The organism is Methylomagnum ishizawai, from assembly GCF_900155475.1.
Taxonomy (GTDB): domain Bacteria; phylum Pseudomonadota; class Gammaproteobacteria; order Methylococcales; family Methylococcaceae; genus Methylomagnum; species Methylomagnum ishizawai_A.
In genome coordinates, this window is record NZ_FXAM01000001.1 from 3200477 (window position 1) to 3217418 (window position 16942).

At 60.3% G+C, this 16942-nt stretch carries 11 protein-coding genes; 3 read left to right on the forward strand and 8 right to left on the reverse strand.

All coding sequences use genetic code 11. The annotated features are described in order from the left end of the window. Positions 1-3: 3 nt before the first annotated feature. The 6 genes from B9N93_RS14200 to B9N93_RS14225 all read right to left on the reverse strand — a co-directional run bounded on the left by B9N93_RS14200 (position 4) and on the right by B9N93_RS14225 (position 5922). Entirely contained in the window at positions 4-639 is a 636-nt protein-coding gene (locus tag B9N93_RS14200; protein WP_085214718.1) for a hypothetical protein, read from the reverse strand. Continuing rightward, positions 632-1180, reverse strand: a complete 549-nt coding sequence (locus B9N93_RS14205) for a GTP-binding protein (RefSeq protein ID WP_085214719.1) — start codon at positions 1178-1180, stop codon at positions 632-634. Before B9N93_RS14205 ends, B9N93_RS14200 begins: the two co-directional genes overlap by 8 nt. 14 nt (positions 1181-1194) lie before the next feature. Next, a complete protein-coding gene (locus tag B9N93_RS14210; protein ID WP_125468987.1) occupies positions 1195-2457 on the reverse strand; it encodes a DNA-binding transcriptional response regulator in 1263 nt (420 codons plus the stop codon). Further along, positions 2450-3238 carry a type IV pilus assembly protein FimV gene (locus tag B9N93_RS14215; RefSeq protein ID WP_085214724.1) on the reverse strand — a complete coding sequence of 263 codons (789 nt, stop codon included), beginning with the start codon at positions 3236-3238 and terminating at the stop codon, positions 2450-2452. The genes B9N93_RS14210 and B9N93_RS14215 overlap by 8 nt, the downstream gene beginning before the upstream one ends. 416 nt (positions 3239-3654) lie before the next feature. Then, a complete protein-coding gene (locus tag B9N93_RS14220) occupies positions 3655-5007 on the reverse strand; it encodes a porin (RefSeq protein WP_085214726.1) in 1353 nt (450 codons plus the stop codon). Positions 5008-5223: 216 nt separating this feature from the next. Beyond that, complete coding sequence (locus B9N93_RS14225; RefSeq protein WP_085214728.1) at positions 5224-5922, reverse strand: DUF2959 domain-containing protein; 699 nt, start codon at positions 5920-5922, stop codon at positions 5224-5226. Positions 5923-6191: 269 nt separating this feature from the next. Here B9N93_RS14225 and B9N93_RS25515 point away from each other — a divergent pair, with 269 nt between their 5' ends. Continuing rightward, entirely contained in the window at positions 6192-6335 is a 144-nt protein-coding gene (locus B9N93_RS25515) for a hypothetical protein (protein WP_176225260.1), read from the forward strand. A gap of 48 nt (positions 6336-6383) precedes the next feature. On the opposite strand, the gene uvrA is transcribed toward B9N93_RS25515, so the two are convergent. Both uvrA and B9N93_RS14240 read right to left on the reverse strand, forming a co-directional pair. Next, on the reverse strand, positions 6384-9206 hold the full coding sequence (gene uvrA / locus B9N93_RS14230) for an excinuclease ABC subunit UvrA (RefSeq protein ID WP_085214730.1): 2823 nt from the start codon (positions 9204-9206) through the stop codon (positions 6384-6386). A 1302-nt stretch (positions 9207-10508) separates the two neighbouring features. After that, a complete protein-coding gene (locus B9N93_RS14240) occupies positions 10509-11012 on the reverse strand; it encodes a transposase (RefSeq protein ID WP_085214734.1) in 504 nt (167 codons plus the stop codon). A 107-nt stretch (positions 11013-11119) separates the two neighbouring features. Between B9N93_RS14240 and B9N93_RS24775 the strand changes: the two genes are divergently transcribed. After that, positions 11120-11845, forward strand: coding sequence for a hypothetical protein (locus B9N93_RS24775; RefSeq protein ID WP_125468989.1), 726 nt, complete (start codon positions 11120-11122; stop codon positions 11843-11845). A gap of 405 nt (positions 11846-12250) precedes the next feature. Further along, positions 12251-16924, forward strand: a complete 4674-nt coding sequence (locus B9N93_RS26725; RefSeq protein ID WP_085214736.1) for a calcium-binding protein — start codon at positions 12251-12253, stop codon at positions 16922-16924. Positions 16925-16942 lie beyond the last annotated feature (18 nt).

The window sequence follows — 16942 nt, forward strand, 5'->3', positions numbered from 1 at the left end:
GTTTTATGTGGCATAGCGCCGACTGAGAATCCATACCAAGTTCACGAAATCGGGATGGTTGAAATGGGGCATGCCACTGATGACCAGTACGAAACGCTGCGCCCCGATAAACAAGGGCCAAAATCCTATCTTGCCATTGCCGGAGGCATCGACGATAGCCCAGGCGCTACTCGCCAACCCCAAGTTATTGACCAGCAACCCGGAACGCCGCGCATGCAGGTTCGCCAAATCCGCGCTCAAAGCCGACAATTCCTCCGCCACCTCGTGGGGGAACCCGCTGGAAGCCAGGTAAAACCCCTGATGGTCGGCCAACAACACCTTGCCCTGCACGGCCAGGGTTTTCAGCAGCCCCGGCAATTGGATTTCGAGCGGCTGCTCGTTGCAGTGCCGCGGCGCGTCGAAGCCCTGCACCCAACCCAAACCTTGCGCGTGATAGAGCAGGCTCAGCGCCTGCTCCTCGTCCTCGATTTCGGACCAAGCCCGCAAATCTTCCAAGGCCAACCGGGGGGAGGATTGTTTGCGCAACAAGGATTGGATCATCCGGCGGCTGGGATTGGGGTCGGTGGCCGATACCGCATAATAGGTTCCCGCCGGCGTCGGGTGGACATACATCTCCTCCGCCAGGACAAAATTAGCCATCCTTGGCCTCCTGCAAACCCGGATCGAGGGAATAGAGCAGGGCTTGGAGCAGGATGGTCATATCCTTGCGGGCACGGGCATCGACCTCGAACAAAGGGATATTCCTACCCATGCCATGCAATTGCTGATGGTAATCCTCGATGGTCGGGCGCGGACTCAAATCCATCTGGGTGACGCCGATGACCACCTTGGTCTGGTCGATGAATTTCTTGAAGGCCTCCAGGAAGAAGCGCATATCCTGGAAAGGGTCGGCGCGGGTATTATCCAACAGCAGGATCAAACCAATCCCCCCGCTGCTCAGGATATCCCACATGAAATCGAACCGCTCCTGGCCGGGCGTGCCGTAAAGGTGGATTTTCTCGCCCCCCGCCAAATGGAGGACGCCATAGTCCATGGCCACCGTGGTAGACGATTTCCTCCCCTTGGTCATATCGGAAGCCGATTCGTCGGTCTTTACCGGCGGTTCGTCGCTCAGCGAGGCAATCGCCGTGGTTTTACCGGCCCCCACGGGACCGGTGAAGATGATTTTATAGTTCGCCATTATGACCCTTCGAATTACCGTCGCAGCAGTCGTTGCAAAATCTTCTTGAATAACCCGGCATCCTTTTTCGATTCGACCGGCAGCGGGGCGATCAAACTTTCCGATTGCCGCACGGCCTGGTCGGCCAAACCCAGCGCGCGGGCCGCGCTGAAGAATGCGAAAACGTATTGCTGGCGGATATTGAGCGTCTCGGCGATATTCAACAACGACCGGGGCTGCTCGCTCAATAACGCGGCGATACGCAAGGCATGGGGGAAAACCAACAAGCGTGTGAAATTGGGCCAATTCCTGAGGTAAACCGGGCGGTTCAAATCGATATCGTCGGGCACCCGGCCCGCCGAGGTCCAAAGCGCGACCTTCCAGATCAAAGCGTCCATGCGTTGCAGTTTGCTGTGGTCCCGGCCCTCATCCTTGAATTTCACGGCGCTGGCCGAGGCCGACGAGATCGTCATGATACCGGAATCGCTTTCGGAAAAGCCGAGTTCGGCGATCGAATGCACCGGCACCAGGCAAAACGAGCGGAGTTGCTGGTCGTCGGCGTCCACCCAGATTTCCCGGCTTTGCGGGAAAATGGTGACGGGCTTCCAGCCGGTATTCAGCCGCAAAGCGCAATTCTTAGTCAGGGCGGTTTTACAGGCCGATTGCAGATAGCCCTGGAAATACCGCTTGGGATCGTATTGCGCCGCGGTCACCTCCATGGGATTGCTGGGGTCTATATCCTTGAGCGAACCAATATAGTCGCCAAAACCACGCTCGTCCAACGACAGCGCCGCGTGGCTGGTATCGCGGTCCTCGCGGGAAGCGAAGCCTATAGCCGGGGAAGCGGGCCGCGCGGAGGCGGGGCTTGCGTCCGCCGGCTTGGGCGCGGCGTCCACGGACGGCTTGGCGGGGGATTCGACATCACGGTGTATCTTCCCGGTGGGTGCTTTGGGCTCGGCCTTGGCCCTCAAGCGGGCGGCGGTCTGTTCCAAAGCGGTCAGCATGCTTTGTATCTGCACCGGCTTCTTGATGTAGATCACCCCGGACGGGATTTCCGCCGGGGGATTCAGGGACAACAGGATCAAAGGCCGTCCCGGATGCCGTTCCCGCTGCTCGGCGAAGATTTTCGCGCCATTGAAGGAATCCATGTCAACGATGCTGACATCGGCGTCGTCCTCGCCGACCAGGACGGCCTTGTCGCCGCATTTGCCGCGGAAAAACAATTGTAGGGCCGTATAGGAACGAGCATCGAAGCCCAGGGCGCACGCCCGCAGCGACATGTCTCGGGGACTAATCATTGAGGCTCCTGAAGTACTCTGTCAATGCCTGCCAAGCTTCGGGCACCGCGACTTCGATGCCTGCCAACGCCTCGGACAGCCTGAAAAAATTAGCGCTATCGCGGGTGGAGCGGTAAATATCCAGCAGTTCCAAATGCAGTTCGGCCCGTAGCGGCTCGCGCAGGACGGCCCGCTCCAGGACGGTGCGCGCCTCCTCCAATTGGCTGTATTCCAGATATTCCCGCGCTTCGAGCAAGGCGTCCCTCGGCCCCTCGCCGCGCGGCTCCCCTGCCGGATGGACGAGGTTCAAGCCGCCCTCGATGCCCCGGCTCAAGATCGAACCCGGCACGATGGGGGTATGGATGGCATCCATGCCCTGGGCGAGGCCACCGGCCAGTTCCTGGAACAACCGGGGATCGAGGATATCGCGGGCCAATTCAAGCATGCGCCTACGCAGCCCGGCCCCGCGCCTTCCCAGGGCGATGAACAAGTCGAGCAAGGCGGCGTGGAGCGCTTCGCCCCGCCCCGCTTCGTGTTCGAGATAAATCCGCCGCACATGACTCCGCAGGTCGTTGGGGTCGCGGGCGATGCAATGGCGGAAATAATCCGAGAGCGCTGCATGGTATTCCCTGGGGAATGCGAGTTCGGCCGACCCCGGCACCACAAAGGCCGGCTCCGGGTCGTCTTGGAAGTGCCCTATCGGCGGCTCCGGGGGAATCCGGGCCGACACGAGGGTCTGGTTATGCTCTACCGTCAAATCTGCCCCGCGGTTTTCATAGAGGAAGCCACTCGCCCCGCCCATCAGGCCACCTTGTCGGCGCGGCTTCGCGTTTCTATACGGCGTTTTTCGGTGGCGTAATAGTGTACGTCAAGGGTGACATGAGAAGCGATACCCCACGGCTTATTCCGAAGGCCAAATCCGGTCCCGGCGCGGGCTCGGCGACCGGTGTGGCCCAGGACGCCGGGGGCGGAACCCAAATAGATAGGGGGACCGGACGGACAGCCCGAAACCGGGCGTAGTGGGTGGATGCGGTAACGGAGCCGCTTTTCGGGATGGGGGATAAGGAAAGGCGGTGACCGACTCCCGGACACCGGGATGTCACCGCCTCATCCAAGTAACAGCTGGATACAGCGATAGAAGCGCATGCTTCACAGCCATGGCCGGTCCGCCTCCCGCGGCGGGAAAGACGTCCTTGTCCGCGCCATGACAACCGGGGATCAGAACAGGATGACGACATCCGTGGAGAACAAGAGCTGGTCTTTACGCTTGCCGTCGTCGAAGGCCTTGACCTTGTCGGTCCAGTCGTAGCGGAGGTTCGGGCGCAGCGTGACCCACTTCAGCGGCTTGTAGGTCAGGCCGACGGTGACTTCGTAATAATTGCTGCCTGCGAAGGGATAGGAATAGCCAGGGCAGCTATAGGAATTCACATCGCCCGCCGCGTTGGCGTTGAGCCCCGCGCCGCAACGGGCCGGGCCGTTCACGCGGAAGCCGTTGTTATCGCGGAACCATTCGCCGCGGATACCCACGCCCAAGTCTTCCTGGATGTCGTACATCAGGTATTGGTTGATGCCGTACCATTCGGCGTCGTCGCCCAGGCCACGCGAGGTCAGGACGTTGTTGGCGAAGCCATGGTCGTGCTGGGTGACCACATGCAAGGTGTTATCCAGGAAATTGGCCTTGCCGACCAGGCTGTACAGCGCCCAGGTGTTGCTGTTCTGCTCGGACTGGGAACCGGCGGTGGAGGAGGCGTTGAACGAGTAGTTCTTGTCGTCGCTGGTCCAGGTGAAACCGCCGATGAAATCCCAGTTGCCGATATTGCGGTCGAAACCGCCATCCCAACCGCCGGTAGAACTGCCGGTCACGGCACCGGCCATCACGGCCCAATTGTCGTCGACGGTGTAGTTGCCGAGAACGCCGGTGTGGGTGAAGGGCTCGCCGTATTGGAAGGTGTAGGGCTTGCTGAAGAAGAAGTTATCGGGCGCGGTCACGACCTCGTAGCCGATGGGCGTGTAGAAATGGCCGACCTTGACGTTCAATCCGTTACCGATGGGGATATTCAATTCGCCATAGGCCTGCGGCATGGCCAAGGAGTAGAAGCGCTCGTCGAAGCTGGTCAGGTGCAAGTCCCAATGGCCGCGGTTGGTGTTGACCGCGCCGGTGCGGGGATCGAAGGCCGGGTTGCCGTAGGCCTGGGTGAAGATCGAGTCGGTGCCGTACATGATGTCGAAGCGTCCGCCCCAACCCCAATCATCGCCGCTGGCCTCCACCGCCCTCTGTATCCACAGGTAGGCCTGGTTGACCTGCAATTCGCTGGTACGGTCGCCGAAAGTCACCGGGCCGTTGAACTTGTCCGGGGAGCTGTTATCGTTGATCGATATGCTGGTATTAAGCCATCCACCCCATTTGATGCCGTAATCCTTCAAAGGCTGGGCATCGCCCTTGCCGGCCATGTAATCCGCCAACCCGGAGGCCTCCTCTATTTCGCTCGCGACAGCCGAACCCGCCGCCAAAGCCGAAAGGACACCCAAGGCCGCCATGCTCAGACGGATGCTGAAAGCGCTATTTTTCATTCTAAGTCACTCCGAAAATTCGCAAATCATGAACCCCGATTGCACAAACCGCGCCAAACCCGTGAATAAAGGAATCCAGCTTATTCATCAAGGGGCAGACGCCCAACTTACGCACAAAAACGGTGCATTTTGCCCGGCTTTTGCACTATAACAACACGGAGTTGCAAAGATAGCACGAAAGGGACTTTTTGTGGCTGATTCGCCTCAACCGGGGCGCTAAACCCCATCCGCAGGCGGCAAGGCCTTGCGCCCGTTCAGCGAACACACGAAGTCGTTGGCCCGGCCTATGGATTTCTCCATCGCGCCAATCAGGCCATTGACGCCCACGGCCATGGTCGTCAGTTCGTGTTCCAGCGAGGCGATGGCCTTGGCGTTCAGGTTGTGTTTCAAAAACAACACCTGGTCCTGGAAGACCCGCAACACCGGCTCGATCTTGCTCTCGGCCCGCCGCATCGCCGAAATCAACTGCCCATAATGCTGCTGGGTCAGCTTGAGCTTCTGACGGCTGGCGCTGCGCAGGCTACGGTTGGAATATTGCTCCAGTTCCCCCTCCCATTCCGCGAACAAGGCTTCCGCCACATCCTGCACGGCGTCGATGCGGTCCTTCACCGCCAGCGCCTTGGCCGTGCTGTAATCGAATTCGAGCTTGAGCTGCCGGTATAAATCCTCCAGGTCGCCGCCGTCGAATTGGGTCAGGGCGCTGAACTTGTCGAGGGCGCTTTGGAATTGGTCCTTGGCCTCCTCCAGACTATCGCGGGCGCTCTCCACCCGGCTCACTAGGATATCGCGCTTATGCTGGCCGGTCGATTCCACCACCCGGAAATACAGCTTCTGGCACTGGGCGACGAGATATTTGGCCAGCGGGTTGAGGATATCGGCGAGGGTGGCGGGGGTCGGGATGGGCTGCTTGCTCATAGGGATTCAAGAACGGAATGGTATAACGATGAAGAACGCCCCGAAACGGGGCACGGCACAAACCAACAAGGCCGGAGCCCGGATGTCAAGGGCAAAAATTCACCAAGCCCATGATAAAAATCCCGGAGTCAAGGATTTTTCGTCGGACAATCCATGACAAATTTCACAGAATTGCGTAATCTTCGCCTCACAAACCTAGTGTTTGTACCGGAAGAACGTCCGGGCATCCAGAAGCCTAACAAGACCTAATTCTCTTTGGGGAGTTTAACGTGAGCGCATTGACCGAAAAATCCTTGCTGTTCTTCATGGCCCTGACCCTGGGCTTAATCATCACTTGGCTGATCGCCAGCGATCCTGTCAACTCCTCGCAGGAGGTCTACAGCACCCACTCCATCGACCGCCAGTCCACCTGACGCCGCTCCAACCCGCCGCCGCGCCCTCCCCCACAGCCGCGGCGGGAGTCACCGCCCCAACACCTTCCGCAAGAACCGCCCGGTATGGGACACCGCATCGTCGGCGATTTGTTCCGGCGTCCCGGTGGCGATGATCCGCCCCCCCCCTTCCCCGCCTTCCGGCCCCAGATCGACCAGCCAATCGGCGGTTTTGATGACATCCAGGTTATGCTCGATCACGATCACCGTATTGCCGTGGTCGCGGAGCTGATGCAGCACACCCAGCAATTGGCGGATGTCGTGGAAATGCAACCCCGTGGTGGGCTCGTCCAGGATATATAGGGTCTTGCCGGTATCGCGCTTCGACAATTCCCGCGCCAGCTTCACCCGCTGGGCCTCGCCGCCCGAAAGGGTCACGGCGTTCTGGCCCAAGGTGATATAACCCAGGCCCACTTCCATCAAGGTATCCAGCTTGCGGGCCACGGTCGGGATGGCCGAAAAGAAAACCTGGGCCTCCTCCACCGTCATCTCCAGCACCTCGTAGATGGTCCTGCCCTTGTAGCGGATGTCCAGGGTTTCGCGGTTATAGCGCCGGCCCTTGCAGAGATCGCAATGGACGAAGATATCCGGCAGGAAATGCATCTCCACCTTGATGACGCCATCGCCCGCGCAGGCTTCGCAGCGCCCGCCTTTGACATTGAAGCTGAACCGGCCCGGCACATAGCCACGGGAACGGGCTTCCGGCGTGGCAGCGAACAGTTCGCGGATCGGGGTGAACACGCCGGTATAGGTCGCCGGATTGGAACGCGGCGTGCGGCCTATCGGGCTTTGATCGATATCGACCACCTTATCGAAATGTTCCAAACCCTCGACAGCCCCGCACGGCGCGGGCGCTTCCGAAGCACCGTTGAGGGCGCGGGCGGCGTGGCGGAACAAGGTGTCGTTGACCAAGGTGGATTTGCCCGAGCCGGACACGCCGGTAACGCAGGTGAACAAACCCACTGGAAATGCCGCGTCCACGCCCTTGAGGTTGTTGCCGCTGGCATTTTTCAAGCGCAGCATCCGCTCCGGGTCGGGTTCGTAGCGGGCTTCGGGCACTTCGATGGACAAACGGCCCGCGAGATAAGCCCCGGTCAGCGACCCGGCATCGGCCATCACCTGTTCCGGCGTGCCCTGGGCCACGATGCTCCCGCCATGCACGCCCGCGCCGGGGCCAATATCCACCACGTAATCGGCGGTGCGGATAGCGTCCTCGTCGTGTTCGACCACGATCACGGTATTGCCCAGGTCGCGCAGCCGCTTGAGGGTCTCCAGCAAGCGCTCGTTGTCGCGCTGGTGCAGGCCGATGGACGGCTCGTCCAGCACGTACATCACGCCCACCAAACCCGCCCCGACCTGGCTCGCCAAACGGATACGCTGGGCCTCACCGCCCGACAGCGTGTCGGCGCTGCGGTCCAGGGTCAGGTAATCCAAACCCACATCGACCAGGAAACGCAGGCGCTCGCCGATTTCCTTGACGATCTTGGCCGCGACCGCGCCGCGCCGTCCGGTCAGGTTCAGCGCGTCGAAGAATTCCACCGCCCGGCGGATCGGCAATCCGGTCAGCGTGGGCAAGGCGGTATCGGCCACGTAGACATGCCGGGCCGCACGGTTCAGCCGCGCCCCGCCGCACGCGGGACAGGGTTTGGCCGACAGGTATTTCGCCAGTTCTTCCCGTACCATCTGGGAATCGGTTTCCTTGTAGCGCCGCTCCATGCCGGGAATCACCCCCTCGAACGGATGGCGATGTTCCACCGTCTTACCAGTCGCGGATTTCAGCGTATAGGTCAAGATTTCCTTACCGCTGCCATATAACACGATATTGCGGGCCGCTTCCGGGAGTTCCTCGAAGGGCCGCTCCATATCGAAACCGTAATGCCCGGCCAGGTTGAGCAGCAATTGATAGTGGTAGGCATTGCCCCGGTCCCAGCCGCGCACCGCGCCTTCGGCCAAGCTGGCCTTGGGCTGGGTGACGATCAAGGCCGGATCGAAATAGGGCTTCACCCCCAGGCCATCGCACCCAGGGCACGCGCCCTTGGGGTTGTTGAAGGAAAAGATGCGCGGCTCCAGTTCACTCAGGGAATAGCCGCACAGGGTGCAGGCGTATTTATCGGAATAGATCAGCTCTCGCTTGTCCCCATCCATCGACACCACCAAAGCCATGCCGTCGGCCAGCTTCAACGCGGTCTCGAACGATTCCGCCAACCGCAGCCCCAAATCGGACCGCACCTTGAAACGGTCCACCACCACTTCGATGGTGTGCTTTTTCCGCAGGTCGAGCTTGGGCGGCTCGTCCAGTTCGTAGACCTCGCCGTCGATGCGGGCGCGGATATAGCCCTGGTTGCGGAGATCGTCCAATACCTGGGCGTGTTCGCCCTTACGGGCGTTGACCACCGGGGCCAACAGCATCCAGCGCGAGTCCTCAGGTTGGCTCAACACATGGTCCACCATCTGGCTGATGGTCTGTGCCTCCAGGGAAATGCCGTGTTCCGGGCAGCGCGGCGTGCCAGCGCGGGCGTAGAGCAGGCGCAGGTAGTCGTAGATTTCGGTGATGGTGCCGACGGTGGAACGCGGGTTGTGCGAGGTGGATTTCTGCTCGATGGAAATGGCCGGGGACAAGCCTTCGATATGGTCCACATCGGGCTTTTCCATGACCGAGAGGAATTGGCGGGCATAGGCCGACAGCGATTCCACATAGCGGCGTTGACCCTCGGCGTAGAGGGTGTCGAAAGCCAGCGAGGATTTGCCCGAACCCGACAGCCCGGTGATGACGATGAGCCGGTCGCGAGGCAGGTCGAGGTCGATGTTCTTGAGGTTGTGGGTACGGGCGCCGCGGATTCGGATGATGTCCATGGAGGTCGGGAGGATATTGGGGTCTGGCCGGGATGGGACCGGGGGATTGTGGCAGGTTCGGGCGGATGGGAGAAATCTTGGCGGGGAAAAGGGCCATTCACTGGCAAATCGAGCACCGTCCGGTCATATCGGCGATGCTGCCGCCCGCCTTCCGGGCTCCCCCGGCTCAAACGGCGTATTGCTCGTCTTCGAGGGAAATTGGGGTGCGGTGCATGGTGACCTCGTTCACTTGGATTGAAGATCGCCGGGATTATACCGGGCCGCTTGGGGGTAGGGTTCGATCCGGGCTGGATCGGGTCCGTCACGCCGCAGACGGGGTTCCATCCTGGGCGGATCAAGCCCTTACCGGGCCAAACCGCATTAAGCAAGACGGAAATCGCCCGCCTTATCGAGTGCATGGAACGCCTGTGCGAGACGGAAGCGGAGCGAAAGCCGGAATTCGCCCTGGTGCGCCGCCGGAAGTGAATCCGGCAAAATTCCGGCAAAATAAAAGCCGGGTTTTAGGCCCGGCTTTTAAGTCTTTGATTCGGAAAGTGAATTGGTGGGCGGTATAGGATTTGAACCTATGACCCCTGCCGTGTGAATCCACCACTCCAAACGCAAGACACTGATTTAAAAGGCAATTCCACGCCTGCTCCGCGTGAATCCTTGCCAGACTGTGCCAGTGGTTGCCACCCTCTGCCCGCCTGCTTTCACGTTCTTTCACGCTGCCCTCCCCTGCCCTGTCGCCCCAGGCCACGATCCGGCCACGCCATAAATTGCCGGTCGGGTATGGTGCGCCGCTGGTGCGGGTCGATTCCAACCATGAACTGCGCTACCAGCACCAGGGCGGAATCACCGAACTGTGGGCGCGTAGCGACGGGCAAGCCCACTGTGGATTTCTCGTGGATGCGAGGAGTGGCAAGTATCGGGGGGCTTATGCGGGGGCACGGGCTTCGGCGGTGCGGCCCGATATTGTCGTTGATTCGACACTGGCCTTGCCGGAACTGTGGCAATCGCCTTCGGCTTTTGTAGGGTTTTGCCTACAAAAAAATCAGCTTTCGCTGACATGACTCCCGTGTATGGTATTGGTATGGTAGCGCATCTTTGGGTCGGATACGCGATTCTTTTTAACTGGGTGGAATCATGGGGAAAAGCTTGGCGAGCGTGTCACGGCATGTCGTGGAAACAATCTTCAGTTTGAGGCATCGGGCCATCTGGATTTTGATGGCTTTTCCTTTAGCCAAGGAATATTTGCTGATTATCAGATCAAGGCCGTAGGTCCGATTAGCGCAGCGTAATCGAGGTATGAAATCCGTGCGATTACGCTGCGCTAATCGCACCTACGCGGGCTTCCCGGGTGACGTGCTGCCGGGGAACCGGGACCAGGCTGGCGTCCACGATCTGCCCGCCACGGGCGATGTAGCCGTGCCGGGCCAACTGCCGGTTCACCGCTTCGAACAACGCCTCCCCGGCCTTCGCCGCCGCCAGCCGCTCGCGGAACGTCCAGAACGTGGTCCGGTCCGGCACCTGGCTGCTGTGCCGCAGCCCCAGGAACCGCTGGAAACTCAACCGGTCCAGCACCTGGAGCTCCATCTGTTCATCGCTGAGTCCGTGCAAGTTCTGAAGGATGAACGCACGGACCATCAACTCGGTCGGGAACGGCGGACGCCCGCCACGCGCCCGGCTAGGACGCGGCGCGGCCCGGTCGACCTCGGCGGCCAGCGCCTTGAAGTCGATGTACTTCTCCATTTCTTGCAGCACGTCGCCCAGCCGGTCCAGCCGGGCTTCGCGTTCCTGGGCGGCATTCGGGCTTTCCTTGATCATCACGGTTCAGGCACCAAGTTCAGGTCCGCTATTGTCCCATGACCCCGGTTTTTCGAGGTTCCCTTCACGGGACTTGATCGGATTAACAGTATCTACGTGGGCTGGTTATGAAGCACAAAACTAAATTCATTTTACTCGTATGCACTGGGTTGGGGTTTTGGCTGTGGCGCGGCATGCAGGAGGGACAGGTGAAAAGCCGGGAAGCGCATTGGCAGTATTGCCAGGATCATTTCTGCGAGGGCGATATTTTGCCCAAGTACAACCCTATAAAACAGGTAGCTCTTAAGCTTAATGGGCGATGGCTTATTGGACCAAAGGAGTATTTCAGTGGCAGTTCTAATGGTGCTTCTTTTGAATGGTGGGAACACAAACCACTAATTTCAAATGCGAGACGCCCAGACGAAATGCAAGCTTTAGTAAAGGCTGGAAAAGGATATGATTTCTCTATAGAAATCTTCTTTCGGTCAAGCAATATACCTCCAGAGCCTAGGGGATATAAGCTTGTTGAACTTGCACAGGCGAATGACTGGATCGCAAGTCGTACCCAAGTTCGACCTGGGCTTGAAGCTATTCAGATGAAGCATGTCATTGGGCCGCATGGGTATTCAATAGATCATGTGACATATTATGTGGCTACCTACCTAAATGGCATTGATGGCCTACCGCCCGTAGCCACCTGTGATAACAGTCGTGCTGAGGGTACCGGCGGCACAGGATTTATGTGGCAGCTAGGTATTTGGGTGGGTGTCAGGATGAATCAAAAGCACTGTGCTGATTGGCCGGAAATCTATCTTGAAATTATTCGTGTACTTCAACTACTTAAGAAGGCATAAACCATGACGATCATTCTCAACGAGGCCGAGTTAAATACCTTAACAGCCAAGGAAAACCAGGCTCACAACGGCCAAATTGGCTATTGGGAGATTTATCAATGGCTGGCTGATACGCTTGAGGCTAAAGGCGTGGCAACCACTGATTCGACATTGCTGTGGTTGAGGGGAGCTACCGAAGCCAACGCGAATCGTGGTGCCATGTCCGCATTAATTCGGGCTTATACCGATACCCAATACCAGTTGCGTTATGATACAGCTCTCAGCGATTGCAAGATGCAAGATGCTTCTAATGCGGTAGCTCAGAATCTTTTTAATGATTTGTTAGGAAGAAATGGAGATTGGCCGCGAGGCCAAGTCCCAGATATCACCCGAATTGCAGAAGCAGATGCCACGGCTGTAGGCAAGGTGTTATTCAGCATCGATTCGCAAGATACCGCCGCCCCACCCACCAACGCCGCGTGGTCCGGCACCCTGCTGTTCACGATGCTGAACAGCGACCAAACCAGTCGGCTGATGAAAACCGGCGTCTCCTCCAGCGGGATCGATACCCTCAACGACATGCGCGACGTGCTGTTCGCCTACCAGGCGTTCAAAAGCGGGCTTGAGGCCGCGTTCGCTCACATCGGGGATCAACCCGTGACCGATGCCTTGATCCTGGGACCGACCATTTGGTCCTTCCTCACGAATAACGCAGGCAACTTCAATGACTTGCGATTAGCACTGCCGGCGACCACCAATCCGGTGATCAACGATGCCGTGGCCTTTATCGACCAGTTAGATGCAAACCACGTCCTCGACATGCTGCGCAGCGCTTATGAGGGCAAGCCGCTAACCGGCACCAACGACCAGAGCTTCGCCGACCACGCCCACTCATTTTTCTCCACGGTCGGCACTGATGCCCAAGCCATCGGCCTGCGGCGTTTGGACTACTACGATGCGTTCATAGTGACCGGTTTGGCGAAAGGAGGCGACGATCTTGGGTTGGCGACGCGCAATGCCCTGAAATCACTCAGCGTCTTCGCCCTGACCGGCATCGATTACAGCGGTCACAACGCCAACGGGGAATTGGACCTCTACGATTCCGCCACTGGCGCGGGTGAATTGACCAAGCAGTGGCTGGCCGACCGCGCCGAGTTCCTGTGGGCGAAAGCCCACACCGATGAAGAAAACGTAGCCTATGTGCCGGGTACCCTGAGAACCCTGTATGACCAGAAAGGCGATACCGACTCCGCTCAACACGTTTATGAAATCGGCCAGGATCCCGCCTCGCTGACGTTGCCGGTAACAATTATCGCCTTCGGGGACGATACGGCAGCGGATAACCTCAGTGGAGACGTGAAAGACGACCACCTCTACGGCATGGGCGGTGACGACACTCTCAACGGCAATGACGGCAACGACTACCTGGAAGGCAACCGGGGTAACGATATCTTGAATGGCGGCAAGGGAGCCGACAAGCTATTCGGCGGCACGGGAAATGACACCCTCAATGGCGGCGACGGCAAAGACTATCTCGAAGGCGGTTCCGGCGACGATACCCACCTCCTGCAATCCACCGGCGGCATCGACACCCTCCTCGACCACAGCGGCACCAACCAAATCCAAATCGACGGCTCGCCGGTCTCCGGCGCGTTCAAGCCCGCCATCGATGGCGGGCAAATCTACTACAGCGCCGACAAGAACTACGAACTGCGGGAGATGCTGGACGGCGACTGGCGCTTGTCGGTGCGCGACGTCAACACCGGCGAATACAAAGGCGTGGCCGATATCGACGGCTGGCAAAACGGCGAATTCGGCCTGAGCCTGGGAACGGCGGACCCGGTGGTGCCCCCCCGCGTGTCGCTGAGCTTCCCCAACGGCACGGCCTACTACCGCATGGACGGCTCCGACGCCCCCAGAGGCGTGCAATTCGACGGGGGCACCAAGAGCGATTTCTTCTATGGCAGCAAATACGACGACATCATCACCACCGGCGGCGGCCTGAGCAACCAGGTCGCCAACGCCTATGACGGCAACGACAAGGTGCAGGGCGGCGACAGCCAGGACTATATCCGCACCGGCCTCCCTACCAGTTCCAACCCCACCGCCACCGACAACGACCAGGCCTACGGCGGCGCGAAATCCGACGTGTTGCTCGGCGGCTATGGCAGCGACCAACTGTGGGGCGACACTGGCGATGGCAACTGGCTGATCGCCGCAGCCGACAGCGGCGACCGTGGCGACTGGCTTGGCGGGGAAAACGGCGACGACTCCCTCTATGGTAGCCGCAACCGCGATGTCGAGTTCGGCGGGGCCGGGGAAGACCTCGTCAGGGGCGGGGCCGGCGACGACCTGTTGCTGGGGGATGCCCAATACACGCCTGCATTACCCTTTGTCACGCCCCTTCTGGGCCTATCCTACCGCTGGGACGCGACCAAGGCCGCCATGGTGGGCATATCCGGTACTGTAACGCCGGTGTCGGGCAACGTCTTCAATTGGACCTGGAGCGTCGCGGGCGACGACTACACCCTGACGACGCCAGCCGGGTTTATCTCCGAAACCCGGCTGGCCCCGAACGGCGGCGGAGACATCCTGGACGGCGGCCTTGGCAACGACTGGATGGCCGGACAGACCGGCGACGACTATTTGAACGGCGGCGACGGCGACGACATCCTTTATGGCGACGATGTGGACGGCCAGATATCCACGTCCGACCAGGGCGGCGACACCCTGCTGGGCGGGGCGGGCAACGACCGTTTGTTCGGCGGCGGCGGGGACGACACTCTGACCGGCGGCGCTGGCGACGACACGATCTACGGCGGCAGCGGCAAGGACACCATCTATTACAACAAGGGCGACGGCCACGACACGGTCTACGACCCCGACAAGGACACCGTGGTGATCTTCGGCCCCGGCACCAGCGCCAAGGACATAACCCTGAGGCTGGGTTCGCTGGCGCTCGACCTCGGCGGCGGCGACGAACTCCACATCGAAGGATTCGACCCCAACGACGTCTTCAACGGTTCCAGCGTCGGCCTGTTCGGCTTCGCCGACGGCACCCAGTTCACCCTGGGCGAACTCCTGGCCAAGGGCTTCGACCTCGCGGGCACAGGGACCGACGACCTGCTGACGGGAACCAACACGGTGGACCGCATCCAGGGATTGGCCGGCAACGACACGCTGGCGGGTGGCGACGGCAACGATAGCCTGGATGGCGGCACGGGCGACGACAACCTGAGCGGCGGCGGCGGCGACGATACCTACCTGTTCGTGGCGGGGTCCGGGAACGATACCCTCAACGAACGCGGCGGTGGCGGCAGCGGTGGTGGCACCGACCAGGTGATTTTCGCCGATGTAAAACTGGTCGGCCTGAATGGCATCACCCGCGTGGGCAGCAACTTGGTGATTGGCTATGGCACAAACGACCAGCTGACCGTACAAAACCAACTCTCATCCGATACCAGCTATCGGATCGAAACCTTCCAATTCGCGGGCGGCGGCGCACTGAGCCGGTTTTTCATTGGCAACAGCGCCAGTAACACCCTCACCGGCACCAGCGGCAACGATGCCCTCAACGGCTTGGGAGGCGCGGATACCCTGAGGGGTGCTGGAGGCGACGACCTCTATTTCATCGATAATGTCGGCGATGCCGTCAATGAAAACGCGGGCGAAGGCATCGACACCGTATTGAGCGCCATCGACTACACCCTACCCGCCAATGTCGAAAACCTCGCCCTCCTGGCCGGTGCGGTCACGGCCACGGGCAACAGTCTCGCCAACGCCCTCACCGGCAATAGTCTCGACAACAGCCTTGACGGCGGCACCGGCGCGGATACCCTCGCGGGCGGTATGGGCGACGATACTTACCTCGTGGACGACACGGGTGATGCCGTGGCCGAAAACCCCGGCGAAGGCATCGACACCGTGCTGGGTTCCATCGGCTACGCCCTGCCCGATGACGTGGAAAATCTCACACTCACCGGCGGCACCGATCTCACGGGCACCGGTAACAGTCTCGCCAATCAAATTATCGGCAACACCGGTAAGAATACCCTCGCGGGCGGTGTCGGCAACGATACCCTCGACGGTGGCAAAGGTGCGGATAGCCTCGCGGGTGGGCTGGACGACGATCTCTACTACGTGGACAACACCGGCGACCTCGTTACCGAGGCCATCGGCGCTGGGCTCGACACCGTCAAAAGCACAATTGGCTACATTCTCCCCGCCAACGTCGAGAATCTCACCCTCATCGGCGGGCTCGCCAATAGCGGGACCGGCAACAGTCTCGCCAATCTCCTCACCGGCAACAGCGCCAACAATACCCTGACCAGTAGCCAGGGTAACGACACCCTGGACGGCAAGGGCGGGGCCGACCTCCTCGTCGGCGGCGCTAATAGCGATAGCTACATCGTGGACAACAGCGGCGACGTGGTGTCGGAATTGTCCAATCAAGGCACCGATACCGTGACCAGCGGCGTTACCTACGCCCTCCCGGCCAACGTCGAAAAACTGGTCTTGTCCGGTACCGCTGCTATCGATGGTGGCGGCAACGACCTCGCTAACACCCTCACCGGCAACAGCGCCGCTAACATCCTCACGGGCGGCGCGGGCGACGACCGGCTGGACGGCGGGGCGGGCGCGGACAGCCTCGCGGGTGGAAGCGGGGCCGACAGCTTCGTGTTCGGCAATGCCAACGGCGGCGCGGATACGGTGTTGGACTTCCTCTCCGGCACCGACCATATCCTGTTCCTGGACAAGGCCAGCGGCCAGAGGATCGGCGACGGCGACCACGCCATCGATGGCGGTGCCGTGCTTGCGGGACCGGGTGGCTTTGCCAAGACGGCGGAGTTGGTGATTGTCACCCAGGATATCGCCGGGATCATCACCGTCGATTCGGCGGCGGCGGTGATAGGCTCGGGCGGAACTGCCTACAAGATTGGCGATATACGCCTGTTCGCCGTGGACAACGGCAGCGACAGCGCCTTGTTCCTGTTCAAGTCGGCAAGCGCGGATGCCCTGGTCAGTTCCACCGAACTAACCCTGGTCGGTACTTTGCAGGGTACAGCCTCCACCACGCTGGCGGATTACGCCTTCGCCTAGACCTAAGGCCTTCGCGCC